The 24444-nt window shown below is 69.5% G+C and carries 19 protein-coding genes and 1 riboswitch; of the genes, 12 read left to right on the forward strand and 7 right to left on the reverse strand.

The features are described 5' to 3' along the window. The first annotated feature begins 36 nt into the window (after window positions 1-36). From IEW34_RS26445 to IEW34_RS26465, 5 genes are all read left to right on the forward strand, one after another. Complete coding sequence (locus IEW34_RS26445; protein WP_188612244.1) at window positions 37-1860, forward strand: IucA/IucC family protein; 1824 nt, start codon at window positions 37-39, stop codon at window positions 1858-1860. Continuing rightward, window positions 1857-2945: a GNAT family N-acetyltransferase gene (locus IEW34_RS26450; protein ID WP_244642240.1), complete on the forward strand. Its 1089-nt coding sequence runs from the start codon at window positions 1857-1859 to the stop codon at window positions 2943-2945. The genes IEW34_RS26445 and IEW34_RS26450 overlap by 4 nt, the downstream gene beginning before the upstream one ends. Beyond that, entirely contained in the window at window positions 2942-4771 is a 1830-nt protein-coding gene (locus tag IEW34_RS26455) for an IucA/IucC family protein (protein ID WP_188612245.1), read from the forward strand. Before IEW34_RS26450 ends, IEW34_RS26455 begins: the two co-directional genes overlap by 4 nt. Further along, window positions 4768-6078 carry a lysine N(6)-hydroxylase/L-ornithine N(5)-oxygenase family protein gene (locus IEW34_RS26460; RefSeq protein WP_188612246.1) on the forward strand — a complete coding sequence of 437 codons (1311 nt, stop codon included), beginning with the start codon at window positions 4768-4770 and terminating at the stop codon, window positions 6076-6078. The genes IEW34_RS26455 and IEW34_RS26460 overlap by 4 nt, the downstream gene beginning before the upstream one ends. 374 nt (window positions 6079-6452) lie before the next feature. Further along, window positions 6453-8078, forward strand: coding sequence for a Vgb family protein (locus tag IEW34_RS26465; RefSeq protein WP_188612247.1), 1626 nt, complete (start codon window positions 6453-6455; stop codon window positions 8076-8078). A 178-nt stretch (window positions 8079-8256) separates the two neighbouring features. Here the strand turns inward: IEW34_RS26465 and IEW34_RS26470 are convergent, their stop codons facing one another. Both IEW34_RS26470 and IEW34_RS26475 read right to left on the reverse strand, forming a co-directional pair. Further along, window positions 8257-9102: an SDR family NAD(P)-dependent oxidoreductase gene (locus tag IEW34_RS26470; protein WP_188612248.1), complete on the reverse strand. Its 846-nt coding sequence runs from the start codon at window positions 9100-9102 to the stop codon at window positions 8257-8259. Between the two features lie 78 nt (window positions 9103-9180). Further along, the gene (locus IEW34_RS26475) at window positions 9181-10281 is read right to left on the reverse strand and encodes an LLM class flavin-dependent oxidoreductase (protein ID WP_188612249.1); all 1101 of its coding nucleotides are present in this window, start codon (window positions 10279-10281) and stop codon (window positions 9181-9183) included. A 514-nt stretch (window positions 10282-10795) separates the two neighbouring features. Between IEW34_RS26475 and IEW34_RS26480 the strand changes: the two genes are divergently transcribed. The 7 genes from IEW34_RS26480 (at window position 10796) to IEW34_RS26510 (ending at window position 20469) form a co-directional block, all read left to right on the forward strand. Then, entirely contained in the window at window positions 10796-11314 is a 519-nt protein-coding gene (locus tag IEW34_RS26480; RefSeq protein ID WP_244642241.1) for an RNA polymerase sigma factor, read from the forward strand. A 112-nt stretch (window positions 11315-11426) separates the two neighbouring features. Next, entirely contained in the window at window positions 11427-12380 is a 954-nt protein-coding gene (locus tag IEW34_RS26485; RefSeq protein ID WP_188612250.1) for a FecR family protein, read from the forward strand. Window positions 12381-12584: 204 nt separating this feature from the next. Then, window positions 12585-14963, forward strand: a complete 2379-nt coding sequence (locus IEW34_RS26490; RefSeq protein WP_188612251.1) for a TonB-dependent receptor — start codon at window positions 12585-12587, stop codon at window positions 14961-14963. 11 nt (window positions 14964-14974) lie between these two features. Beyond that, the gene (locus IEW34_RS26495; RefSeq protein ID WP_188612252.1) at window positions 14975-15892 is read left to right on the forward strand and encodes an ABC transporter substrate-binding protein; all 918 of its coding nucleotides are present in this window, start codon (window positions 14975-14977) and stop codon (window positions 15890-15892) included. Beyond that, window positions 15885-17885, forward strand: a complete 2001-nt coding sequence (gene fhuB / locus IEW34_RS26500; protein WP_188612253.1) for a Fe(3+)-hydroxamate ABC transporter permease FhuB — start codon at window positions 15885-15887, stop codon at window positions 17883-17885. Before IEW34_RS26495 ends, fhuB begins: the two co-directional genes overlap by 8 nt. Continuing rightward, window positions 17882-19573 carry a cyclic peptide export ABC transporter gene (locus IEW34_RS26505; protein WP_188612254.1) on the forward strand — a complete coding sequence of 564 codons (1692 nt, stop codon included), beginning with the start codon at window positions 17882-17884 and terminating at the stop codon, window positions 19571-19573. The genes fhuB and IEW34_RS26505 overlap by 4 nt, the downstream gene beginning before the upstream one ends. A 65-nt stretch (window positions 19574-19638) precedes the next feature. Then, window positions 19639-20469: an ATP-binding cassette domain-containing protein gene (locus tag IEW34_RS26510; protein ID WP_188612494.1), complete on the forward strand. Its 831-nt coding sequence runs from the start codon at window positions 19639-19641 to the stop codon at window positions 20467-20469. Window positions 20470-20481: 12 nt separating this feature from the next. Here the strand turns inward: IEW34_RS26510 and IEW34_RS26515 are convergent, their stop codons facing one another. The 5 genes from IEW34_RS26515 to IEW34_RS26535 all read right to left on the reverse strand — a co-directional run bounded on the left by IEW34_RS26515 (window position 20482) and on the right by IEW34_RS26535 (window position 24290). Further along, entirely contained in the window at window positions 20482-21111 is a 630-nt protein-coding gene (locus IEW34_RS26515) for a hypothetical protein (protein WP_188612255.1), read from the reverse strand. A gap of 79 nt (window positions 21112-21190) precedes the next feature. Then, entirely contained in the window at window positions 21191-22156 is a 966-nt protein-coding gene (locus IEW34_RS26520; RefSeq protein ID WP_244642242.1) for a baeRF11 domain-containing protein, read from the reverse strand. A 289-nt stretch (window positions 22157-22445) separates the two neighbouring features. Then, window positions 22446-22832 (reverse strand): VOC family protein, encoded by a 387-nt coding sequence (locus IEW34_RS26525; RefSeq protein WP_188612256.1) that lies wholly within the window; start codon window positions 22830-22832, stop codon window positions 22446-22448. Then, window positions 22777-23241, reverse strand: a complete 465-nt coding sequence (locus IEW34_RS26530; RefSeq protein ID WP_210324597.1) for a MerR family transcriptional regulator — start codon at window positions 23239-23241, stop codon at window positions 22777-22779. The genes IEW34_RS26525 and IEW34_RS26530 overlap by 56 nt, the downstream gene beginning before the upstream one ends. Window positions 23242-23342: 101 nt before the next feature. After that, window positions 23343-24290, reverse strand: coding sequence for a homoserine O-succinyltransferase (locus IEW34_RS26535; protein ID WP_188612258.1), 948 nt, complete (start codon window positions 24288-24290; stop codon window positions 23343-23345). Between the two features lie 40 nt (window positions 24291-24330). Further along, a riboswitch (SAM-I-IV-variant riboswitch) is annotated at window positions 24331-24441 on the reverse strand. Window positions 24442-24444 lie beyond the last annotated feature (3 nt).

A 24444-nucleotide genomic window follows, 5' to 3' on the forward strand; every position in this document is an offset into this window, starting at 1 on the left:
GAAGTGATCTATACCGAGCCATCGGAGAGATTACACATGATCGAATCCAGGATATCCTCTGTCGAGGCGGCGCTTCAGATATCGGCACGCGCATTCCTGAACAGCCTGCTGCGCGAATACGCGGGTTGCCGAATCGAGCCGGTGGAAGCGAGCGCGGTTTCGCCGGGCGAGACCGCGGGCGTCGCTGCGCCTGCGGTCGCCGCGCGGGAGGCCGGTTGGCGAGCGCTGATCGCCTTGCCGGGCCGGGACAGCCACATCGCCGTCGGCGTGGCGCATGCCTCGCGCGTCGGCTATCTCAGCTTCCAGCTGCCGCTGCACGAGCTCACCGAGACCAGCGCGCCCCGGCCCATCGGCTTCATGGAGTTCGCGACCCTGGTCGCCGCCGAGCCGGCCATCGGCAACGGCGATGGCGGCCGAGCGCTGACCTTCCTGCGGCGTGTGCTCGACAGTGTCGCCAACATCGATGACGTGCTCTCCCGCCCGGGGCCGGCGCCGGCAGTGTTCGGCCAGCGGGACCCGAGTTTCATCGAGGGCGAGCGGGCGCTGCGCTTCGGCCACGCGGTGCACCCCACGCCGCGCAGCCGCGACCAGTTCACCCGGGAGGACTCCCGGCGCTTCGCAGCCGAGTACGGCCACGGCTTTGCGCTGCGCTGGTGGGCGGCGGCGCCGGAGTTCGTGACGCAGGGCGCCTCGGGCGCGACGCCGGCGACCGGCCTCTCGGCCGCACTCGCGGCGGGAGACGCGGCGCTCGCGCCGCAGGTCAAGGCGGCCGGCGGCGACGGGCGCGTGCTGCTGCCGATGCACCCCTGGCAGGCCTCCCGGCTCGCCCTCGAGCCGGAGATCGACGCGCTGTTCCGCGCCGGCCTGCTGACCGACCTCGGCGCCTCCGGGGCCCCCTGGTACGCCACCTCCTCGCTGCGCAGCATCTACGCGCCGCATGCCGACTGGATGCTCAAGGTCTCGCTCAGCCTGCGCCTCACCAACTCGGAGCGGATCATCGAGCTTCACGAATGCGAGCGCGGAGTCGAGATCGACAAGCTGCTGGCGGGGGGGCTCGGCGAGAGGCTGGCGTCGCGGCTGCCGACCTTCCAGGTGCTGGGCGAGCCGGCCTATCTGGCGCTCAAAAGCCTGGACGGCCGGACGCTGCCGGCGACCACGGTCGTCTTCCGCGCCAACCCGTTCAAGCACGACGGTCCCCCCGCGGCCATGCTGGCGGGCCTGTGCGAGATCTACGCCGACGGCCGCGGCAGCGCGCTGGGCGACATCCTGCTGCGCCTCGCCGAGCAGGAGGGTGCGACCGCGGCCGCCGTGGCGCAGCGATGGTTCGACCGCTTTCTCCAGGTGGTGGTCGCTCCATTGCTGATCGTGCAGGCCGACTACGGCCTGCTGTTCGGCGCACACCAGCAGAACATCGTCGTCGGTCTGGCGGGCGGCTGGCCGGTGAAGCTCTACTTCCGCGACTGCCAGGGCACCGGCTACGTCAGCGAGTTCCTGCCGCAACTGGCGCACGACGCCCCCGGCGTGCGGCTCGACGCAGGCCACCTCTTTGCCAGCGCCCAGGCCGCGCAGCTCGCCGGCTATTATCTCATGGCCAACAGCGTCTTCGCCGTCATCGGTACGTTGGCCACCGGCGGCTTTGCCGATGAGCCGACGCTCGTCGCCCACCTGCGCGAGCTTCTCGAAGAACTGTCGGCGCGGCCGCTCCGCGACAAGACCTGCATCGACTACCTGCTGCACTCGCCGACTTTGATGAGCAAAGGCAACTTCATGATTTGCTTCCGCAACGTCAACGAGAACACCGACGTGATCGATCCGCTCGCCGGCTACGTCGCGCTCCCCAACCCCATCGCGAGGGCATGACGATGACGGCTCCGACCAAGATCAGCACGGCCGCTGCGGACGGCCGGAGCCTGCACATGCTGGGCCGTGCCGGAGAGACCCTCGCCGTCGTGGGCACGGCGCGGGACGACGGCTCCCTCCAGCTCTGTGTCCTGCGCGGATCGGACGTGATCGCCGAGGCCAGCCTGCGGGCGGGGCCCACGGAGGGCGACGCGCTGCTTGAGCTGACGCGCCCCGACGGCGCGCACCCTGCCGACGCCGAGATCGTAGCGGCGTTGGCGGAGGCAGCCTTCCAGCGCGTCACCCATGCCGAGCGGCTCCTGTTGCCCGGCTGGACCGGCCGGCCGGCGCTCGCCGGGCTGTCCGCCGAGACGTGGATCGAGCCCGGGACCGAACGCCCCCACGCCGTCGTGCTTCGCCACGAGTTTTATCAGCTGCCGCTGCTCTGGCGCCATCAGGCGGCGCATGCCGCCTACCCCCTCGTGCGCTCACGCATTGGGCCTGAGGGGCGCCTGCCGCCGCTGCGGCCGGCGCAGCCCAGCGGCCTCATGTACCAGCGCTGGGTGCCGCATCTGGATGGCACCCTGTCCCTGCGCGCCATCGATCGCCGCCGCGATCTCAAGCTGTTCCACGGCTGGATGAACCAGCCGCGGGTCGCCTTCTTCTGGGAGCTGGCGCAAAGCGAAGCGGAGCTCGACCGCTACTTGGCGGACCAGGAAGCCGATCCGCATCTGTTCGGCGTCATCGGCAGTTTCAACGACGAGCCGGTCGGTTATTTCGAGTTCTACTGGGCGCTCGAGGACCGGCTCGGCCCGCATTACGACGCGGAGGACTTCGACCGCGGCTGGCACGGCCTGATCGGCAACGCCCGGCACCTGGGGCGCCCCAAGACGCTCGCCTGGTTCCGCTCGCTCACGCACTACCTGTTCCTCGACGAGCCGCGCACGCGCCGCATCGTCGGCGAGCCGCGCGCCTCGCACCACAAGATGCTGAGCTATTGCGCCGACGTCGCCTACGACAAGGTGAAGGAGTTCGATTTCCCCCATAAGCGGGCGGCCCTGGTGTGCTGCGAGCGTGAGCGCTTCTTCCGCGAGGTGGTGCTGTGAGCCGCGGCCCCCTGCCCGGCGGCGCGCCGGTGGACGCCGAACTCTGGCACGGCCTCAATCGCGCCGTGATCGCCAAGGCGATCAGCGAGCTCGCCTTCGAGGAGGCGTTTGCGCCGCAGCCGGTCGACGGAGCGGGCCGCGCCTGGAGCCTGCAGCTCGACGACACCGTGAGCTACCGCTTCCGGGCCGAGCGCCGGATCTGGGGCAACTTGTCCATCGACCCATCCAGCCTGATGCGCGAAGAGGCCGACGTGGTGGGGCCTGCCATCGATGCGGCGCGCTTCATGGTCGACGCCCAGGCGGTGCTCGCCATCGAGCCGGATACGCTGTGCATCTACGTCAAGGAGATGCTCAGCACGCTGATGGCCGATGCGCGCATCGCGGCGATCAGCGCCGACATGTCCGCCGACGATCTCGTCGCGCTGCCCGACGCCCGCCTCCAGCAATACCTCGACGGCCATCCCAAGGCGCCGGCCAGCAAGGGACGCATCGGCTGGGGCCTCGGTGACTTCGAGGCCTTCGCGCCGGAGTTCCAGGCCGAGATCCGACTGTTCTGGATCGCCGCCGATCGCGAGAGCTGCCGCCTGGCGCTGGACGACGACATCGGCGAGACGGACCTGTTGGGCGCCGCCATGGACGCCGACGAGCGCCGCCGGCTCGACGCGGCCTGCCGCGAAGCCGGCGTGACGGTGGACCGCTACCTCTTGATGCCGGTCCATCCCTGGCAGTGGCAGAACATGGTCGCGGCGCAGTTCGCCGGCGAGATCGCCGCCGGCCGGCTGGTGCCGCTCGGTGAATTTGGCGACCCTTATCTGGCCCAGCAGTCCCTTCGCACACTCGCCAACGGGCGCTCGCCCCGTGCACTCCACGTCAAGGTCGCCCTGACCATCCTGAACACCTCGGCCTGGCGCGGCGTGCCCGGCAAGTATATCGCCGTCGGCCCTGCCTTTTCGAGCTGGCTCGTGGCCCAGGCGGCCCACGACGCGGAACTCGCCGACGTGGTCGTGCTGCGCGAACGGGCCGGCGCCTTCTATCCGCACCCGCTGTTCGAGCGCATCGAGAACGCGCCCTACCAGTTCCGCGAGATGCTCGGCGTCATCTGGCGCGAGCCGCCGGAGGCACGGCTGACTGAAGGCCGGCGGCCGATGATGCTGGGCGCCCTGATCAAGACCGGCGCCGACGGCCGTCCGCTCGTCAGCACCCTGATCGCCCGCTCGGGGCTGACGCCGGCCGCCTGGCTGGAGCGGCTGTTCGAGGCCGTCGTGGTGCCGCTCTACCACTTCATGTGCTGTTACGGCGTCGGCTTCATCGCCCACGGGCAGAACATCACCGTGATCCTCGACGGGACGGTGCCGTGCGGGGTCGCGCTGAAGGACCTGCAGGGCGACGTCGACCTCGTCGACCAAGACTTCCCCGAGGCCGCCAGCTTGCCGGCCGAGGTGCGGCAGGTGCTGCTGCGCCGCCCGGCCCTGCATCTGCTCCAGCATTTGCAGACCGGGCACTTCGCCAGCGTGCTGCGCTTTCTCTCTGACGCGCTGGTGCGCCGCGACGGCCTCCCCGAGATCGTCTTCTACGGGGCCCTCGCCGCCTCGCTGCGCCGCTATCAGGCGCGCCATCCGGAACTCGCGGAGCGCTTCGCGCTGTTCGAGCTGTTCACGCCGAAGGTGCCGCGCATCTGCATCAACCGGGTTCGCCTGGCCGCGGGCTACGGCGAGTCCGCCCGCCGCCCGGTGCCCAGCCTCGGTACCGACCTCGTCAATCCGCTGCACCTCGCCGAGCAATCGGTCGGCCCGACGGGCAGCCTTGCAGGAGTCCAACCATCATGACCAGCGAGCCGCTCGACCTTGCCGGCGTTGGAATCGGCCCATTCAATCTCAGCCTAGCGGCCCAGCTCGACGCCATCGACGGCGTTGACGCGCGCTTCTTCGACCAGCAGCCCGGGTTCGACTGGCACCCGGGCATGATGCTGCCGGACGTCACCTTGCAGACGTCGTTCCTGAAGGATCTGGTGACGGCCACCAACCCGACCAGCCCCTGGAGCTTCCTCGCCTATCTCGTCGCGCACAAGCGCTTCTACGATTTCCTGAACGCCGAGTTCGCGGCGATCCCGCGCCAGGAGTTCGCGCGGTACCTCGGCTGGGTCGCCGCCCGGCTGCCCAGCCTCCAGTTCGCGACGCCCATCGACGACATCACCTTCGACGGGCGCGAGTTCGTCCTCGCCAGCCAGGGCAGCCGCATCCGCGCCCGCAACGTCGCCCTCGGCGTCGGTCTCCAGCCGGCTCTGCCCGCCTTCGCGGCGAAGCTGACCGGCCACGATCATTTCCATTCCTCGCGCACGGCGTTCGAGATCGACCGCACGGCGGGCAAGCGGGTGGCGGTGATCGGTGGCGGGCAGAGCGGCGCCGAGATCGTGCTGCACCTGCTCGGACGGGGCGCCAGCGCCCCCGCGCACATCGACTGGATCAGCATGCGGCCGAACTACCAGCCGCTGGACGAGACGCCGTTCACCAACGAGCTGTTCACGCCGCAGTACATGCAGAGCTTCCACAATCTGCCGGAGGCGCGCCGCGCCTCCGTCGTCGAGCGCGACAAGCTCGCCGGCGACGGCGTCTCCGCGGCGACGCTCAGTGCCATCTATCGCCGGCTCTACACGTTGCAGCATATCGAGAACGCCGCCGTCACCACGGCGCTGCTGCCGCACCGGGAGGTCCTCGACGTCGACCAGAGCGGCCGCGGCGTCCGCCTGATCATGCGCAACGGGCTCGACGGCCGCATGGAATTCGCCCAGGCCGACATGATCGTGCTGGCAACCGGCTACAGCTTCCGCCTGCCGGAGTGCCTGGCGCCGCTCGCCGGTCGGCTCGCCCTCGACAGCTCCGGGCGCCTGCGCCTCGATGCGGATTTCGCCGTCCACTGGGACGGCCCCAAGTCCAATCGCATCTTCGCCCTCAATGCCGGCCTCATCAGCCACGGCATCGCCGAGCCGCAACTGAGCCTGATGGCCTGGCGCAGCGCCGTGATCGCCAATGCGGTCGCTGGCCGGCCGCACTTCGACGTCGACATGCCGCCCGGCTTCGTCGAATGGAGCGCGGGTGCCGGCGAGCACTCGGCGCCGTCGACGATGTCGACCTGACAGCTGCCGGAGCGCCGGACGTCCGCCACATGGATGCCGAGAGCCTTCGAGCAGATCGTCCGACCTCAGGATACTCCAGGGATCGGCGGCGCTGTCGTGCATTCTGACCGTGCTCGGGCTTGTGATTCTGGCGATCGGCCTGCTGCGGCCCCCTCCATGCGCCTTTGGCGCCTTGCTCGCTCGCCAGTGTGCTGTTCGGCGTGGCCCCTGGAGCGAAGCGGTGAATCTTGCCCCGCGTCCGCCACGTCGCCGCGCAGACGGTCTCCTGCAACTCCAGCGGATACCGCTCTGCACGTGGAACTCATATCGTTATTCCCGGGGTCGTGTGTAAGCTGCGCAGGGCGACGAAGAGCGCCCGCTTGGGAGGATCGACCATGGCAGGAGCAAAAAGGGCCGTTGCGGCCATCGGCATCATCTTGAGTTCGAGCGCGATCGCCGGGGCGGCGAACTACAAGGCCGAGGTGCTCGTCCCCGGCTCGGCCTTTCACGGTGTTCATGGTCTTGCCGTCGATCAGGAGGGCCGGCTGCTGGCGGGCAGCGTGGTCGGGCAGGCCGTCTACGAGGTCGACCGCGGCAACGGCACCGCCAAGGTTGTGGTCGGGCCACCCATGGGCATGGCCGACGACATCGCAGTCGCCCCCGACGGCACCATCGCCTGGACGGGCTTCCTTACGGGCGACCTCTACACGCGCAAGGGCGACGGCCCGATCCTGAAGGTCGCCAGCGGCTTGCCGGGCCTTAACTCGCTCGCCTACAGAAAGGATGGTCGCCTCTACGCCACCCAGGTGTTCCTGGGCGACGCCCTCTACGAGATCGACACGAAGGGCGAGAAGCCGCCGCGCAAGATCATGGAGAACATGGGCGGTCTCAACGGCTTCGAGTTCGGGCCGGACGGCCTGCTCTACGGGCCCCTGTGGTTCAAGGGCCAGGTCGCCAAGGTCGACGTCGACAAGCCCGAGCTCACCGTCGTGGCCGATGGCTTCAAGGTGCCCGCGGCGGCCAATTTCGATTCCAAGGGCAACCTCTACGTCATCGACACCAACGTGGGCGAGCTCGTGCGGGTGGATCCTGGGACGGGGCAGAAGACCGCGGTCGCCAAGCTCAAGACCGCGCTCGACAATCTGGCGATCGACAGCTCCGACAAGATCTACGTCTCCAACATGGCGGACAACGGCATCCAGGAGGTCGATCCGGCGACGGGCGCGGTCAAGCAGGTCATCGCCGGCAAGCTCGCCGTCCCCGGCGGCCTGGCGGTCACGGCGGACGGTGGTCGTGAGACGCTGCACGTCGCCGACGTCTTCGCCTACCGCTCGGTCGATGGCGGCAGCGGGGCTGTCAAGGACGTGGCGCGCGTGCACAGCGATGACACGCCGCTCGAGTATCCGGTGAATATCAGCGTCAACAAGGACCACGCGGTGCTGTCGAGCTGGTCGACCGGCACCGTGCAGGTCTTCGACCGCCAGACGGGCAAGCGGCTGGAGATCATCCACAAGCTCCAGTCGCCGGGCAATGCGGTGGAGTTGCCCGGCGGCGGCCTTCTCGTGGCCGAGATCGGCACGGGCTCGCTGCTGAAGATGTCGGGCGAGCACGGCAGCGACCGCAAGGCCGTCGCGACGGGGCTGGCCGAGCCTGTCGGGCTGGTCGTCACCGAACCCGATACCGCGTACGTCACCGAAGCGAGCGGTGGGCAGCTGACCCGGGTCGACCTGGCGACCGGTGCCAAGACCGTGGTGGCCAAGGGCCTGCAGCGGCCCGAAGGGCTCGCGGCGGCGCCCGACGGCACCTTGATCGTGGCGGAAGCCGGCGCCAGGCGACTGGTCGCCGTGGATCCCAGGTCGGGGCAGACCAAGGAGATCGTTGGCGGGCTGCCGGTCGACCTGCCGGCGCCCGCCGGCATACCGTCCTCCTTCGTGCCGGTGGGCGTGGCCGTGGGCCCGTCAGGCACGATCTACGTGACGTCGAACTCCGAGAACGCGATCTACAAGGTCACCAAGAAATAGGGACGACGAAGTATTTGCGATGTTCCGTCATGGCCGTGCGCGTTTCGACCATCTAAATCGCAAAATACATCGGTTCACCACGGCTTATTACTTGTAGAATTTCTAACAAATGCTCTAGATAGTTTGTTTTGTCGCGTTTTCTTCACGCAAACCGGCGACAACTTCGCTCGAAAACGCTCTAGCGCGGGCTCCGCGCCTCCGCCCTGTCCAGCGCCGCTGCGATCGTCGCGAAGCGCTCGTCGACCTCGTCGCGCATCTCGGGATGCGTGAACACGTAGAGTGTCTCCTCCCGGATCGCCGCCAGCACCTGCGCGGCGATGGCGGCCGGATCGAGCCCGGAGCGGACGCGCGCGGCGATGTCCGCCGCGAAGGTGCCCGCGGCGCTGGCCGGGTCGGGCGCCCGCGCCATGCCGTAGCGCTCGGGCCGGTTGCGCCCGCTCTCGCTGATGCGGGTGCGAACGAACCCGGGGCATAGCACGCTCACGCCGATGCCGTGCGGTGCGAGTTGCTGGGCCAGCCCCTCCGACATGGCGACCACGGCGAACTTGCTGGCGACATAGGGGCTGAAGCCGAGGCCGCATTGCAGCCCGGCGAGGGAGGCGGTGTTGACGATGTGGCCGCCTTCGCCGTGGGCGCGGAGGTGCGGCACGAAGGTGCGGATGCCGTGCAGCACTCCCATCAGATTGACGTCGATCACCCAGCGCCAGTCGTCGAGCGAGATGTCGTCGACGCCGCCTCCCCCGGCGACGCCGGCATTGTTGCAGACCACGTGGACACGGCCGAACGCTTCGTAGGCCGCCTCGGCCGCGCGCTCGATGCTGGTCGGGTCGGCGACGTCGCAGATCACGCCGCGCGCGTCCGCTCCCCGGCCCTTCAACTCCTCGACCGCGACGGTCAGCGCCGCCGCCTCGATGTCGGCAAGCATCACCTTCATGCCCGCCCCCGCCAATGCCGTGCCGAGCGCGAGGCCGATGCCGCTCGCCCCGCCGGTCACGAAAGCCGTCTTGCCTGCAAGCTCGCGCATGTGTCCCCCATGAGACTGCTGGTTCCAGTGCCAGGCGCGCCAGCGGAGCGGCGCATGGCCGCCCCGCCGGCCCTTCGCTTACGCGGCGCGGACCAGGCCGGTGTCGAGATGTGTCAGACGCGGCATCACCTCCTGCGCCAGCAGGCTGAGCGAATGGTGCCAGGCCTCGGGCTCGTGCTTGTAGTCGAAGCCGAACACCAGGAGCGTACCGAAGCCACCGACCTCGTCGTAGATGGCCTCGATCTTCTCGGCCACCGTGGACGGTGAGCCGACGATCCAGTTGTGGCGGGCGCAATACTCGACCGTGACGTCGCTGTCCGGCACGTCCGGCGTCGCCTTGAGGTAGTCCTTGAAGCCGAAATGGCCGAGCAGCGGCAGGAAATACTCACCCATCATCCGGCCCATCATGTCGCCGGTCGACAGCCGCCACGCCTCCTCGTCGGTGTCCGCCACGAACACCTCGCGCACCAGCCGCCAATCTCCGCGGTTGGGCGTGCGCCCGGTCCTGGCCGCGCCGATCTCCACCGATTCCCAGTGGCTGCCGACGTAGGCCGGATTGAGATTGAGGCTCATCGGGATGAAGCCGTGCTCCCCCGCGAGCTTCAGCGTGTCCGAACCCTTGCTCAGCCCCGCCACGCCGATCGGCGGATGGGGCGCCTGCACCGGCTTGATGTGCGGCTTGAGGAAGTCGAACATCGTGTCGGGCTTGGTGACGGACCAGTATTTGCCCTCGTAGGTGAACGGGGCGGGCTCGCTCCACAGGCGCAGGATGATGTCCAGCGCCTCACGGGTCATCTCGCGGTTCTGGCCGGACATGCCGTCGACGTGGAACATGGCCCAATCGCTCGGCAGCCCGCTGGCCGCGACGCCGAAGTTCAGCCGGCCACCCGAGAGATGGTCGAGCATCGCCACGCGGTTGGCGAGCTCGGCCGGATGGTGGTAGGGCAGCAGGAAGCCGCCGGGGCCGAGGCGGATGTTCTTCGTCTGCAGGATGGCCTGGGCGAGCAGCAGGTCGGGCGCCGGATTGGGCTCCCACGGCGCGGTGTGATGCTCGCCGATCCACGCCTCGCGATAACCGAGCTCGTCGAGCCAGCGCAGCACCTGAAGATCCCAGTCCTGGCCTTCCTTGAGGCCGCACTCCGGCGGATGCGACGGCATCGCGAAGTATCCGATGTCCATGGCGTTTCCTTTCCCTGTCGTGATCGATACGGCGCGTCTTGGTGCGCGCACGGCGACGGTGAACGGTGAGCCTGCTCAAGCCGGTTGTCGACATGTGCTTTCGCACGACAGAGCGGTCCGCGGCGAGACAGGCCAAACGCCCAACGCCGGGCGGATCCGGCCCTCGTCGCGACCGACGGTCGTCAGAATGAGCGCCGCAACCTGCGGATCAAAGCGGCGGGCACCCAGGGGCGTCCGCGCCGTCGTCCGGTGCGCTCTCTGTAGCCGAAGCGCAACAGGCACTGGCAAAGCCGACTCGAACCGGAGCAGCGACGTTGTCGGGCATTTCGAGCGGAACGGCCGCCCTGGCCCTTCCTCAGGGTGTTCGGCTCCAGTGGATCCCGGATGAACGACCGGCCATTTTAGAACGGATACAAACTATTGGAATTGCAAGGATAATCCCACCGCGGTAAGCGCTTGGCTGACGGCCTCCGGATCTGCGCAGGTGCCGCTCGCGGCTGGCCGCAGATGGTTGATGATGTCCAACTGGCGCAACAGGCTCGGCTCCCTCTTCCTGACCCACCGCCGTCAGCTGGAATCGGTCGTGCGCCAGCGCGTCGGCAGCAGCGAAGCCGCTGCCGATATTGTCCAGGACGTGTTCACGCGTGCGCTCGTGGCCGGGCCGCGCGCCACGGTCGACGACGAGAGGCGCGTGCTGTTTGCCTCGGCCCGCAACGCCGCCGTCGAGCATCACCGCAGCAGGGGGCGCCGCGAGCACCTCCTGTCGATGTTGCATCCCGAGCAGCGTGCCATCCACGAGCCGTCGCCCGAGCGCGGCCTGGAGGCCAAGCAGGCGCTCGGCGCGCTGGATGAGGCCCTCGCCGCCTTGTCGCCACGCTGCCGCGACATCTTCATCCTGCGTCGCGTTCATGGCCTCTCCAACGAGGAGGTCGCCCGCCAGCACGGCATCTCGATCAACAGCGTCGAGAAGCACATCGCCCGCGCGTTGCGCCATTGCCAGGCCCGCCTGTCGGAGCACCTCCCCGAGCGCTGAGCCCGGTGCGCTCCGTTCCGGACACGGCGTTTCCTCTCCCAACCGTTATATCCTACGGATGAGCTCCGCCGCCGATCCGGCTCGCGCCGATCGCGGACAAGGGTCGTGGAGGATGAGGCTGAGCGAGGAACCGACCGAGGAGCAGCGCGACGAGGCGGCGCTCTGGCTGGCGAAGAAGACGGGAGGCTCGCTCACGCGCACGGACGCCGAGGCGCTCGAAGCCTGGCTGAACGCCGACCTCCGTCACCGGCGGGCGTTCGACGAGGCCCGCACGCTCTACGCCCGGCTCGAGGAGCCGGCCCGGCGCGCCGCGGTCGCGCCGCTGCGGCGCAAGCTGACGGCGCTGCTCCAGCCGCGCCGAAGCTGGCTGACGGCCGCCTCGGTGGTGGCCGCCGCCCTGGTCGCGGCCTGGCTCGTCAATCCGTCGATCGTCGAGAATTGGCAAAGCGATATCGTCACCGGTCGGCAGCTCGTCTCGGTCGTGCGCCTGCCGGACGGATCCACCGCTCGGCTGGGTGCCGACACGGCGGTCGCGCTCGACTTCCGGGCGAGCCGCCGGCGCGTCCGCCTGCTCCGCGGCGAAGCGTATTTCGAAGTCGCCCACGGGCGCGCCGGCACCTTCACGGTGGAGGCGAACGGCGACGAGGTGCGCGACATCGGCACCCGGTTCAACGTCGACGTCGCCCCCGAGCGCACCCGCGTCGTGGTGACCGAGGGAGCCGTCGAGGTCGCCGGGCGCGACGACAGCGCGCCGGTCGTCTTGCACCAGGGCCATCAGGTCGTGGTCGCCGCGGGACGCGCCCAACGGGTCGAGCCGGCGGACCCGGCGCTGGCCTTGGCCTGGATGTCGGGGCGTCTCGTGGTCCAGGGCGCCACCGTGGCGGACGTCGCCGCTGCGTTGCAGCGCCACGTGCCGGGTCGCATCGTCGTGCGCGGCGCGCTCGGTGGTCAGGAGGTCTCGGGCACCTTCCCGCTGACGGACGTCGACGCCTCGCTCGTCACCCTGGCGGAAGCGGTGCAGGGCCGGATTCTGCACGCCACGCCTTGGCTGACGGTGATGTACTGAGGCCTCGCGACATGCGCGCCGGCCCGATCAGCGGCAAAAGAAATTCGCAACGCCGAGGCACGGCAGCTGCTCCGCCACCCGTTTCTACCATGAGAGGCCGCGTCGCGGCACCTCGGCGAGGATCGGAGGAACGGGCGAATGGCGGGGTTGTGGGGGCGCAGATACGGACGTTGGGGCATTGCCTGGCTGTCAAGCACGGCAGCCGTGGCCGCCGCGCTCGGAGCCCCTCCGCTTGCCGCCCAGAGCAGCCAAGCCCAGTCCACCTATGACTTCAATATTCCCGCCAGCCCTCTGGCATCGGCCATTGCCGGCGTCGGCGCCGTCAGCGGCTGGCGCATCGCCTATCCCTTCACGCTTCCGCCCGCCGTACGCAGCAATCCGCTGCACGGATCCATGACCCCGCCGCAGGCGGTCGCCCGCCTGCTGGCCGGCTCCGGCCTGCACTACCGGGTCACCGGCCCGCAATCGATCGTGCTCGTCGATCCCGCGCGCACCGCACCCGGCGTCGGCGTCGTCGCTGCCGACGGCGCCATCGTGCTCGACACCATCGACGTTCAGGGCCAGCAGGCGCTCGGCACGCCGCCTCCCCCTTACGCCGGTGGTCAGGTGGCCACGGGCGGGCGCCTCGGCATCCTCGGCAACCGGGACGTGATGAGCACGCCCTTCAACATCACGAGCTTCACCGCCAAGACGATCGCCGACCAGCAGGCCCGCAACGTCGGCGATGTCGTCAAGAACGACCCGTCCGTGCGCACCACCTGGGCCGACGGCAGCTATTCCAACCAGTTCTTCATCCGCGGCTTCGCCGTCGGCAACCCGGACATCGCCATCAACGGCCTCTACGGGCTGGCCCCATACCAGATGGCCGGCACGTCCTGGGTCGACCGCGTGGAGGTGCTCAAGGGCCCGAGCGCGCTGCTCAACGGCATGGCGCCGGGCGGCAGCATCGGCGGCACCATCAATCTGGTGCCCAAGCGCGCGACCGACGATCCGATCACGCGGCTGACCCTCGGCTACGTGTCGGATGGCCAGCCGGGCGGGCGCGTCGACGTCGGCCGGCGCTTCGGCGAAAACAAGGAGTTCGGCGTCCGTTTCAACGGCTCCTATGCCAACGGCCGCACCGCCGTGGACGGCCAATCCACCGAGTTGGGCGATGCCGCCCTCGGCCTCGACTATCGCGGCGAGCGCCTGCGGGTGTCGGCCGACCTGATCTACCAGAAGAACTATGCAGATAATCCGGTCAGGCCGATCTACTACCGCGCCGGCTTCCAGATTCCGCGGCCGCCGCGGGCGGATGCGGACCTCGGTCAGAACTGGTACTTCGCCCGCGGGGAGGACGCGATCGGCATCGTCCGCGCCGAATACGACCTCACCGACAACGTCACCGCCTACGCGACCTTCGGCGCCCACCGCAATTCGCTGCTCGGCCTATACAACTTCGAGTACATCAAGAACGCCCGGGGCGATTTCGACGCCAACAACTTCTATCAGCCGACCTACTACGAGGCCTGGACCGGCGAGACGGGGGTGCGGGCGCGTTTCGCGACCGGTCCGATCCGCCACGAGCTGACCCTCACCGCCACGCGCCTCTACTCCGAGCTCGGCAACCGCTCGCAGACCATCTCGAGTTATTCGTCGAACCTCTACGATCCCGCCCGCATCGGCCTGCCGGACCTGTCGAAGTGGTACAACTGGACGCCGCGGACGAGCGCGGCGACGCTGAGCAGCCTGGCCGTCGCCGACAGCCTGTACATGCTCGACGACCGCATCCAGGTGATCGTCGGCGGGCGCTTTCAAAACGTGCTGCAGAAGGGCTGGAACGTGACCACCCGCGCCCAGACCGCCTTCTATGACGAGAACGCCATCACCCCCGCGGTCGGCCTGGTGCTCAAGCCGTTGGAGCGCGTCTCTCTCTACGCCAACTACATCGAGGGGCTAAGCCAGGGACCGGTGGCGCCGGTCGGCGCCGTCAACGCCAGCGAGACCTTCGCCCCGATCAAATCCAAGCAGTACGAGGTCGGCGCCAAAATCGACTTCGGCCGCATCACCACAACGCTAAGCGCCTTCCAGATCGAGCAACCAAATGGCGTCCTCGACCCCGCCACCAACCGCTACGGCATGAACGGCGAGGTGCGCAATCGCGGCCTCGAGTTCAACGTCTTCGGCGAAGTCGTGCCGGAGCTGCGTCTGCTCGGCGGTGTCGCGCTCATGGACGGCGTGCAGACCAAGACGGCGAACGGAACCAACAACGGCAAGAAGGCGATCGGCATACCCGATACCCAGCTCAACCTGGGGGCCGAATGGGATACGCCCTTCCTGCGCGGCCTAACGATGACCGGACGGGTCATCTACACCTCCTCCCAATATGCCAGCGTGGACAACACCCAGAGCATCCCCGGCTGGACACGCGTCGATCTGGGCGCCCGCTACACATTCGAGCGGCCGGGCGGCAAGCCGGTCACCATCCGCGCCGCGGTCGAGAACCTCCTCGGCGCCGATTATTGGGCCGCCGCCTCGTCCACATTCGGGCTGGCCCGCGGCGCCCCGCGCACCTTCCTCGTCTCCACCACCTTCGATTTTTGAGCGGCGGGGCGATGAGCGGAGCGGTGCGCGCCGGACCGACGCGGCGGCATTGCATCGCAGGCCTGGCGGGGCTGACCGTCTGCGGCGGCCGCGCCTTTGCCGCCGCGTCCATCGCACCGCGGATCGCGGCGCCGGACTGGGCCGCCGCCGAGAGCCTGCTGGCCGTCGGCGTGCCCCCGCTCGCGGTCGCCGACGTGGACGTCTACCGGGAGTGGCTGCCGGAAATCTCCCTGCCCGCCGGGGTCGTCGACCTCGGCTCCCGGGCCGAGCCCAATCTGGAGCTGCTCGCCGCCCTGCGGCCCGACCGCATCCTGATCTCGAACTGGCAGCGCAGCCTGATCGATCGCTTCGAACGCATCGCACCAACGCAGGTGCTCTCGATCGTGGCCCCGCCCGCCTCGCCCCTGGACAACGCTGGCGCCGCGCTGGCCGACGTCGCGGCGCCGCTCGGCAAGGCGGAGGACGCGCAGCGCTACCGGACGGCGTTTGCGGCGGCCCTCGCGGCCGGGGCGGGCGCCCTCGCCGATCGCAAGGGGATGCCGGTCATCGTCGGCGTCCTCCACGAAAACGGTCGGCAGCTCTACGCCTACGGTCCCGGCAGCTGGGTACACGAGATCCTGCTGCGGCTCGGCCTGCGCAATGGGCTCGCAGTGCCGACCTCCCGCTTCGGCAACGCCCTCATCGCGGTGGCGCAGCTGGCGGCCACGCCCGAGGCGACCCTGCTCTACCTGGATCAGGGCAGCCGGACGCGGCGGGCGGAAAGCGCGCTGCGGGACAACACGCTCTGGCGCGGTCTCCCCCTGGTGCGCGCCGGACGGGTGCGGGCGATCCCCGCCTTCTACGCCCTCGGCGGCCTGCCCTCCGCATGGCGCTGCGCGCGCCTCATCCGGGATGCCCTGGCGGAGGCTCCGCGCTCTGCCGATGGCTGAGCGCGCGCTGCCCTCTCGGAGCGTGGCCCCGCTGGCGCTCCTGGCGGGCGCGCTCGCGTGCCTCGCCCTGGCCCTGACCGCGGCGACGCTCGAGGCGGCGCTGCCGGCGCGGCTCTGGTGGGCGGCGCTGACCAGCCACGGCGCCACCGTGCCGGCCCTCATCTTCGCGGACGTAGCGCTCCCGCGCGTCGTCGTGAGCTGGATCGTCGGTGCCGGCCTGGCGCTGGCCGGCGTGCTGCTGCAGCAGGCGCTGCGCAATCCGCTGGCGGATACGACCACGTTGGGGATCTCGGCCGGCGCCTATCTCGCGCTGGCCGCCGCATCCCTGTTCGCCCCGGCGCTCCTCGCCGCAGGGCAGGAGGCGGTGGCGCTGGCGGCGAGCCTCGCGGTCGCGGCGATCGTCCTGGCCGTGGCGCGCCGCGGCGATCTCTCACCGGTCGCGCTCATCCTCGCCGGACTGACGCTCTCCCTATTGTGCGGCTCGGCGGCAGCGGTGCTGACCGTTCTCAACCACGACTACCTGAGCACGCTCTTCGTCTGGCAGAGCGGCTCGCTCGTGCAGAACGGCTGGGGGCCGACGCGCCGCCTGGCGGTCGCCCTGGCGTTCGCCGGAGCAGCCGCCGCCGCGCTGTCGCGGCCGCTCATGCTGCTCGAACTGGCGGAGAGCCAGGGGCGCGCGCTCGGCCTGCGGGTCGGCGCCGCAAGGGCGGCCGCCGTTGCCGTTGCGGCCGCGATCGGCGCCGCCTGCGTCAGCGCCGTGGGCGTCGTCGGCTTCATCGGCATCGTCGCGCCGCAGATCGCCCAGCGGCTGGGCGCGCGAACGCTCCGCCAAAAGCTCACCTGGGCGCCGGCCTTCGGCGCGCTGCTTCTGTGGATCGCCGACCAGGGGGTCCAGCACCTCGCCTTCCTGCGCACCGAGATCCCTGTGGGCAGCGCGACGGCACTCCTCGGCGCGCCCGTGTTGCTCCTCATCGTGCTGCAGCATAAACCTCGGGGGGTGCGGAATGTCCGGCCGGCCACCGCACCAGTCCGTCCGCGCGCCAGGCATCCACGCCGGGCCGTCGTGGCTCTCTGCGCGCTCTTCGCGTTGTCGGCCCTCGTCGCCATGGGGCTCGGCAGGACGATGACGGGTTGGGGCTGGCTCTCGGCGGACACGGCGGGATTGGTGCTGCCATGGCGCGCGCCGCGCGTGATCGCTGCCGGATCGGCCGGGGCGATGCTCGCCGTCGCCGGCCTGCTGCTGCAGCGGATGACCGGCAATCCCATGGCCAGCCCCGAGGTGCTCGGCGTCTCGTCGGGAGCGGCCCTCGGCATTGTCATCCTTCTGTTCATCGTGGCCGACTTCTCCCAGCCGCTGATGATCGCAGCCGCTGCCGGCGGCGCGCTCGCCGCCCTCCTGCTGATTGTCGGACTGAACGGGCGCGCGGGCCTCGCGGTGGACCGTCTGCTGCTCGTCGGCGTTGCCCTCGCCACCGGCTTCAGCGCCTTCGCCGCGGTGCTGCTGACGAGCGGCGACCCGAGGTCCGCGATTCTGCTCGCCTGGCTGTCGGGCTCGACCTACCGGGCCACGCTCGCCGGGGCCGTCGCCGCGGCGCTGTTTGCGGTCGTCGTCATTGCGGCGGCGGGTGCCACGGCCCGTTGGCTGGCGATCCTCCCGCTCGGCCCCGCCACCGCCGCGGCGATCGGCGTCCCGGCCCGCGCCAGCCGCCTGGTCCTGCTGTCGGCCATCGCGGCCCTGACGGCGGCCGCTACCATGGTGGTCGGTCCGCTGAGCTTCATCGGGCTGCTGGGACCGCACCTGGTGCGTCTCGCCGGGATCGAGCGCCCGCTCGATCAGCTCATGGCTGCGGCCGCGGCCGGCGGCGCCCTCCTCGTCGCCGCCGACTGGCTGGGGCGCAACCTGTTCTTCCCCTGGGAGGTGCCTGCCGGGCTCTGCGCCGCCCTCATCGGCGGCCCGGTCTGCCTGGCCCTGCTGCGGGGGCGGCCGGCATGAGCAGCGCCGAGACCGGGGTCGACCGGCGTCACGGGATCCGGGAGGCGCTACGGCTGCTGAAGCCCTTCTGGCCGCTGTCGGCGCTGGGGACCGGCATCGGCATCCTCAGCGGCCTTGCCACGGCAGGGCTGCTGGCGACCGTCAACCGCGGCCTGCATGATGCCGGCGCGACGCCCTGGCAGCTGCTGGCGGGGCTCGCCGGCCTCGGCATCCTCAGCGTCGGCGGCACGGCGATCGCCGGCGCGCTCAACAGCATCGTCGGCCAGCGGCTGATCGCGGCCCTGCGCAAGGACATTTCGGCGCGGATCCTGAGAACGCCGATCGCGACGCTGGAAGCGCACCGCCCCCACCGGCTCATGGCGGTGCTGACCAGCGACGTCGAGATCGTCAGCATCTTCACCTTCAATTTTTCCGGCTATGCGATCGCGCTCGCCATCTCCATCGGCAGCTTCGCCTATCTCGCCGCCCTGTCACCGCCGCTGTTTGCCATCGCGCTCGTCTGGCTCGTCCTCACCATCGGCATCAACATCGTCGCCAAGCGTGGCTGGATCCGCGACTACAAGGGCGTGCGCGTCGCCCAGGACGACCTGCAGAAGCAGTATCGGGCCATCACCGAGGGCGCCAAGGAGCTCAAGATCAGCCGCCCTCGGCGCGGCCGCGTCCACGGCGTCCTGCTGGCCGACGCCGCCGACCGCATCGCGGCGCTCAAGAGCCGAGCGATGCGCCTCTACTGGCTGGCGGACGCGGCCGGCTCGGGCGTCTTCTTCGCGGTGATCGGGGTGCTGCTCGCCGCCCGTCACCAGCTCGGCATCGATGCCGCCGCGGTCAGCGGCGCCGTCATCGTGCTGCTCTACGTCAAGGGGCCTATCTCCCAGCTCGCCGGCGCGCTGCCGATGCTCGATCAGGCGCAGATCTCGTTCGGGCGCATCGCGGCGCTGTCCGCCGAGCTCGATCAGGGCGAGGCCACCATCGGCATCCCCACCGGCGATAAGACGGGGCCGGCGGCCGGCGGAATACGATCCATCGCGCTGCGCGGCGTCACCTATGCCTTTCCCCGCCATGAGGGCGCGGAGCCGTTCGCGCTCGGCCCGATCGACCTGACGATCCGGGCGGGCGAGCTCGTCTTCATCGTCGGCGACAACGGCTCGGGCAAGACGACGCTGGTCAAGCTGCTGCTCGGCCTCTACGCCCCCCAGGGAGGCGCGATCCTGCGCGACGGGGAGCCCGTCACGGCCGCGACCCGGGACGACTACCGGCAGATCTTCACCACCATCTTCTCGGACTATTATCTGTTCGACGACCTCGCCTACGGCGCCCTTCCGCAAGAGGCCCAGCCGCATCTCGACCGGCTCGGCATGAGCGACAAGGTGCGCGTCGAGGACGGCCGCTTTTCCACCACGGACCTGTCGTCGGGGCAACGCAAGCGCCTCGCCCTCGTGCATGCCTATCTGGAGAAACGGCCGGTCATCGTCACCGACGAATGGGCCGCCGACCAGGACCCCGGCTTTCGCCGCACCTTTTATGAGGAGCTGCTGCCGGCATTGCAGGCCCAGGGCAGGACGCTGATCGTCGTCTCGCACGACGATCGCTACTTCCACATCGCCGATCGCATCGTGCGCCTGGCCGGCGGCCGCATCGTCGAGGATCAGCCGATGCAGCGGCCCATGCTCGTGCGAGGCGCGCCATGATTGCCGTTCACCTGGACAGCCCCGCGGTCGATGCCCATCAAGGTCAGCCCATGAAGCCCTCGTTCATGTCGCCATCGTCGCGCGCGCCCGCCCCGCCTTTCGCCGGCGGGCCGGCTGCCGACGCGGCATCCTTCGAACTCAACGGCGTCACTTTCGCGGTCGGGGAGCGCCTGCTGCTGGAGCCGCTGACGCTCGCCCTGCCGGCCCGCCGCATGGTCGGCCTGATCGGCCACAACGGCTCGGGCAAGTCGACGCTGCTGAAGCTGCTCGCCCGCCAGCAGCCGGCCGCATCCGGCGCAATCCGCTTCGAGGGCCGGGCCCTGAAGGATTGGGGTGACCGGCCCTTTGCCCGCAAGGTTGCTTATCTGCCGCAGCAGACGCCGCCCGCCTCCGGGCTGCTGGTCAAGGAGCTGGTGGCGCTGGGGCGCTATCCCTGGCACGGGGCGCTCGGCCGCTTCGGCGCGGCCGACCGCGCCAAGGTGGACGAGGCAATGGAGCTGACCAACGTCGAGCCCTTCGCCGATCGGCTCGTCGATACGCTGTCGGGCGGCGAGCGCCAGCGTGTCTGGCTCGCCATGCTGGTGGCGCAGGACGCCGAATATCTGCTGCTCGACGAGCCGATCTCGGCCCTCGACGTGGCCCACCAGATCGAGGTGCTGTCGCTCGTGCATCGCCTGACCCAGGAGCGAGGGCTCGGCGTCGTCGTGGTGCTCCACGACGTCAACATGGCGGCGCGTTTCTGCGACGAAATCCTGGCGCTCCACTCTGGCCGGCTGGTCGCCCGCGGCACGCCGGAGACGATCATGACGCCGGAGCAGCTGGAGACGGTATACGGCATCGCCATGGGCGTGATGCCGCATCCGGAAACCCGCCAGCCCATAAGCTACGTGCGCTGACGGCGCCGGCCGTCACATGGGCGGGACGACTCCGTTGGTGCCGACTGTGACGCGGCCCGCACTCAGCCCGCCTTGCGTGTCCTTCTGGGCGATCGCGAACATGGCGGCGCCTGGCTTCAAGTCCCCCTTGTCGGCGGCCGCGAAGGTGACGACCGGTACGCCGTTCGGAACGGTGATCGTCTTGCTCTGGCCGTGATAGGAAAGCGTGAGAGCGTGGCCGTTCACCGATTTGACAGCCTCGGCAACCGAACCGTTCGTCATCGACGAATTCGGCTTCAGGTCCCAGGGATAGTTGCCCTCGCCCGCGCCCTTCATCGCCGCCGGAAACACCAGCACCTCCAATGCATCATCACCGCCGCGTCGCCCGGGCACAGACGCGATGCCGACGTAGTCGCCGGGCTTGATGTCCGACAGGGACACGCGAGCCATGCCGGACACGCCGAAGCCAGGCCTCAGCGCAATTGTCGCCTCCGGCCCCTCACGGGTCTTCACCACGAGCGCCGCCGTTCCGTCGAAGCTCGCGATGGTGCCGCGGACGCGGATGATCTCATCTGCACGCGCCAGGGTCGCATGGGCCGCTGCGAAGGCGGCGGCCAGCGCAAGGGCGCTAGCCAGCCGCCGTGTGTGTGTCGATATCAGCATGATCCCTCCTCGGACCGGGCAAGCGCTCGGTCCCACATGGAGCGCCATGCGGACGACGCGCAAATGGCGAATTCGCCCCCTACGCCGCGTAACGCAAGACCGCGGCGAGAGATCCGCCGCCGGGAATATCGGCCTTGCGCACGCCCAGGACGCGGCCGCCGGACAGGATGACGCGATCGGCAATCTCATCGACGACGCCGTAGTTGTCGGCGCTCGCCGCGTCGGCAAAGGAGACGCTGCCGTCGGCGCCGACGGTGCCCGGCAGCACCTCGTCGATATCGACCAATAGAACCTCGACGGCGCCGTGGGTGGCCGCCCGGGCCGCCTGGGCGATGTCGGTGGTGGCCCGGCCGTTGCCGCTGCGCGCCTCGAACAGCCCGGCGAACGCCTGAATGTCCTGCCGGTACAGGCCGTCGAGCACATCACGGGCGCGCTCGGCCAGTTGTGCGTCGGTCAGCGCCACCGGGCTGCCGGGGACCGACTGGTGCGCCAGATGGGCATAGCTGTTCACGGACGTGAAGATCGACGCGAGCGGCTCGGCCGCGGCCAGGACCAGCGGGATCTCGGAGCCGGCGAGCAGACCCCTCAGCGCGCCGTCGACCTTGCGCGCGAATTGGCGCAGCAGCACCTTCTGGCCTTCGGAGCCCTGGAGGCGGCCGCTCGGTGAACGGTCGTTGACGCTCGCGCGGTGCACGGCAGCGGCGGCGCTCTGGGGCATGCCCTCCACCTTGACCGTCGCCGCCGGCAGATCGGCGGTCACCTCGACGAGACGCGTGGCGCCTTCTGCAAGCGCCAGCACGTAGCACGTGTTGGGGAAAGTCACGGCCCGCAGCAGCGGCTTGAGATGGAAGCGGTCCGCCACCTCGATCATGGGCTTGAGCGCGTTGGCGAGACGGAAGGTGCGGAGGTTGTCGGGCGTCGCCAGGATCGCCAGGCTGTGGGCTTGGTAGTCCCAGAATTCGTCGTCGTCGACGAGGTCGTCCAGGTGCTCCGCCAGGGCCAGGACGCGGCGCTTGTCGGTCCCCTTCGCCTCGAGTTGATGCACCGCCTCTTTGGTCAGATTCTTCAGCGCGATGCGGTCCCGCCGTGGCGCGGCTGACCGGCGTCGTGGGTAGATAGATCGATACACACGCGTCGTCCCGATGCGCGATCAGAGCCTTCAGGTCGGCAGCAGTCGGAATGTCGACGTAGAGCATGACATGTTCCCCCGTGGACCGGCGTTCGCGCCCATTGCGCCGGGTGATGCAGTGCAGACAGCGGCAGCTGTGGTCAAGCCACCCACCCACCGATGGAGACCGAGCAGGCGAGCCACCGCAGGCCGGGCGCGCTCGTCCCTAGAACAAGCGGTCGGCGGGGTTGGGATCACGATGCTGCACGTATTCGACCTGCATGCCGTCGGGATGGCGCACCAGCATATTCCAGCCGGTCGGCACCACCTTGGGCGGCTCGATCACCTCGGCACCGATGGCCTGCAGATGGATGACGAAGCCCTCGATGTCGTCGACCATGAACGTGGCATGCGTCGCCACGAACGGCCGCAGGCTCTCCTCGCTGCCCGCAATGAAGAGGATGGACGCGACCTGCGCCAGCTTGAGATCGTAGGCGGGGTAGTCGAAGCGCAGCCGCGCCGTCTGGCCAATCAACCCTTCGTAGAAGGCGACGGCCTCATCGAAGCCGTCGAGCGGCAGATAGCGCCGCACCAGGACGTTGAGCACCTTCATCGGATGAGATCTCCATTTCGTAGGACATCGCGGCCGGCAACCCCAGGGTCCGATCGCCCTCGACCGTCAGCCGCGCCGCGACGGCTTGCCGCCGGCGACGCAGGGCCTCGGCCAGCCGATCGATCTGGGCGAGCTTGCCGCGCAGGGCGGCGAGGCAGACCTTTCCGTCCGCGCCGGCGTCGAGCGCATCAAGCAACGTGCGCAACTCGCGCGTCGAGAAGCCAGCCGCGATCAGGTCACGGACCCAGGCGGCCATCCGCAGGTCGACCTCCGACAGATTGCGGTAGCCGTTCGCCAACCGTGTCGGGCGAATGAGCCCGGCCGTCTCGTAGTGCCGCAACGTGCGTGCGCTGACGCCCAGATGCCGGGCTGCGTCCTGGATGTGCATCGGCTCCGTCCTTGCGGCCATGGTGCTAGCGCCTTCACGCTAGCGGCAAGGTCAAGGCCGTGTCGCACTTTATTGGGGCGCAGCCGACCGAAGGAAGATGCCGTCGGGCCGAGTGCAGCCGTTCAGGCTGCGGCCTCGACGGAAGGCGTCGCATCCGCGCCGATATGCGCAACCTCGAACGGCGTGGTCTGATAGATCTCGTTGATCCAGTTGCCGAACAGCAGATGGGCGTGGCCGCGCCAGGTATTGGAGGGCTGCCGGGCCGGATCGTCTCCCGGGAAATAGTTGAGAGGAAGTCGTGCGCTTCCCGGCCCCTCGATATCCCGGGAATACTCGTCGGCGAGTGACCTCGTATCGTACTCGAGATGATTGAACATGTAGAGCGACCGACATGACGGGTCGTCGAGCAGGCAAAGACCGGTCTCGTCGCTGTCGGCCAGCACGGTCAGACACCCTTCGCGCGGCAGGTCCTTGCGGCGGACCTCGGTCCAGCGCGAGACCGGAACAGCCACATCGTCGGCGAAGCCCCGCAGATAAGGCGACGACGGCGAACGGTTACGGTGCTGGAAGACGCCGAAGGCCTTCTCGGCGAGATCGTGCTTTGGCACGCCGTGGAAGTGCTGGACCGCCGCCTGCGCCGCCCAGCAGATCATGAAGCTCTTGTGGACGTGGGTCTGCGTCCAGTCGAAGACGCGGCGCAACTCGTCCCAATAGGTGACCTCCTCGAAGGGCAGCCGCTCCACCGGCGCGCCGGTCACGATGAAGCCGTCGAAGCGCTCGGCCCGCACCGCCTCCCAGGGCCGGTAGAAGGCCGCCATGTGGTCGGCGGCCGTATTGCGGGGCACATGGCCGGTCATCCTCACCAGCGTCAGTTCGACCTGGAGCGGGGTGGCGCCGATCAGCCGGGCGAGCTGAGTTTCGGTGCTGATCTTGTTGGGCATGAGATTGAGCAGCCCGATCCGCAGAGGTCGGATATCCTGCCGCCCGGCATCGGTCTCCCGCATGACGATGACGCCCTCGCCCTCGAGCGTGCGCCGGGCGGGAAGGTCATCGGAAATCTTGATCGGCATGGTCGCGTCGGCCCTTCAACTCTCGGGCGGACGCGTGCGGCCTGATCCGTTTTGTTGCCGGGTCGGCCGCATCCTCCCTTGGCAGGGAGCGCCACCTTGCTCGGACAGCAGGTTGGCGTCGGGGCGTCGCCCGCAACTCTTGATGCTGGCTAAT

The organism is Chelatococcus reniformis, assembly GCF_014640075.1.
In the GTDB taxonomy this organism is placed as follows: domain Bacteria; phylum Pseudomonadota; class Alphaproteobacteria; order Rhizobiales; family Beijerinckiaceae; genus Camelimonas; species Camelimonas reniformis.

Excerpts from the sequence above, each read along its gene's own strand:
- IEW34_RS26505 (WP_188612254.1), top strand. The coding sequence starts at position 17,882 with ATGAGCAGCGCCGAGACCGGGGTCGACCGGCGTCACGGGATCCGGGAG.
- IEW34_RS26485 (WP_188612250.1), top strand. The coding sequence starts at position 11,427 with ATGAGGCTGAGCGAGGAACCGACCGAGGAGCAGCGCGACGAGGCGGCG.
- IEW34_RS26465 (WP_188612247.1), top strand. The coding sequence starts at position 6,453 with ATGGCAGGAGCAAAAAGGGCCGTTGCGGCCATCGGCATCATCTTGAGT.
- IEW34_RS26525 (WP_188612256.1), bottom strand. The coding sequence starts at position 22,832 with ATGAAGGTGCTCAACGTCCTGGTGCGGCGCTATCTGCCGCTCGACGGC.
- IEW34_RS26535 (WP_188612258.1), bottom strand. The coding sequence starts at position 24,290 with ATGCCGATCAAGATTTCCGATGACCTTCCCGCCCGGCGCACGCTCGAG.
- IEW34_RS26515 (WP_188612255.1), bottom strand. The coding sequence starts at position 21,111 with ATGCTGATATCGACACACACACGGCGGCTGGCTAGCGCCCTTGCGCTG.
- IEW34_RS26480 (WP_244642241.1), top strand. The coding sequence starts at position 10,796 with ATGATGTCCAACTGGCGCAACAGGCTCGGCTCCCTCTTCCTGACCCAC.
- IEW34_RS26460 (WP_188612246.1), top strand. The coding sequence starts at position 4,768 with ATGACCAGCGAGCCGCTCGACCTTGCCGGCGTTGGAATCGGCCCATTC.
- IEW34_RS26510 (WP_188612494.1), top strand. The coding sequence starts at position 19,639 with ATGTCGCCATCGTCGCGCGCGCCCGCCCCGCCTTTCGCCGGCGGGCCG.
- IEW34_RS26470 (WP_188612248.1), bottom strand. The coding sequence starts at position 9,102 with ATGCGCGAGCTTGCAGGCAAGACGGCTTTCGTGACCGGCGGGGCGAGC.
- IEW34_RS26445 (WP_188612244.1), top strand. The coding sequence starts at position 37 with ATGATCGAATCCAGGATATCCTCTGTCGAGGCGGCGCTTCAGATATCG.
- IEW34_RS26450 (WP_244642240.1), top strand. The coding sequence starts at position 1,857 with ATGACGATGACGGCTCCGACCAAGATCAGCACGGCCGCTGCGGACGGC.
- IEW34_RS26495 (WP_188612252.1), top strand. The coding sequence starts at position 14,975 with ATGAGCGGAGCGGTGCGCGCCGGACCGACGCGGCGGCATTGCATCGCA.
- IEW34_RS26475 (WP_188612249.1), bottom strand. The coding sequence starts at position 10,281 with ATGGACATCGGATACTTCGCGATGCCGTCGCATCCGCCGGAGTGCGGC.
- IEW34_RS26530 (WP_210324597.1), bottom strand. The coding sequence starts at position 23,241 with ATGGCCGCAAGGACGGAGCCGATGCACATCCAGGACGCAGCCCGGCAT.
- fhuB (WP_188612253.1), top strand. The coding sequence starts at position 15,885 with ATGGCTGAGCGCGCGCTGCCCTCTCGGAGCGTGGCCCCGCTGGCGCTC.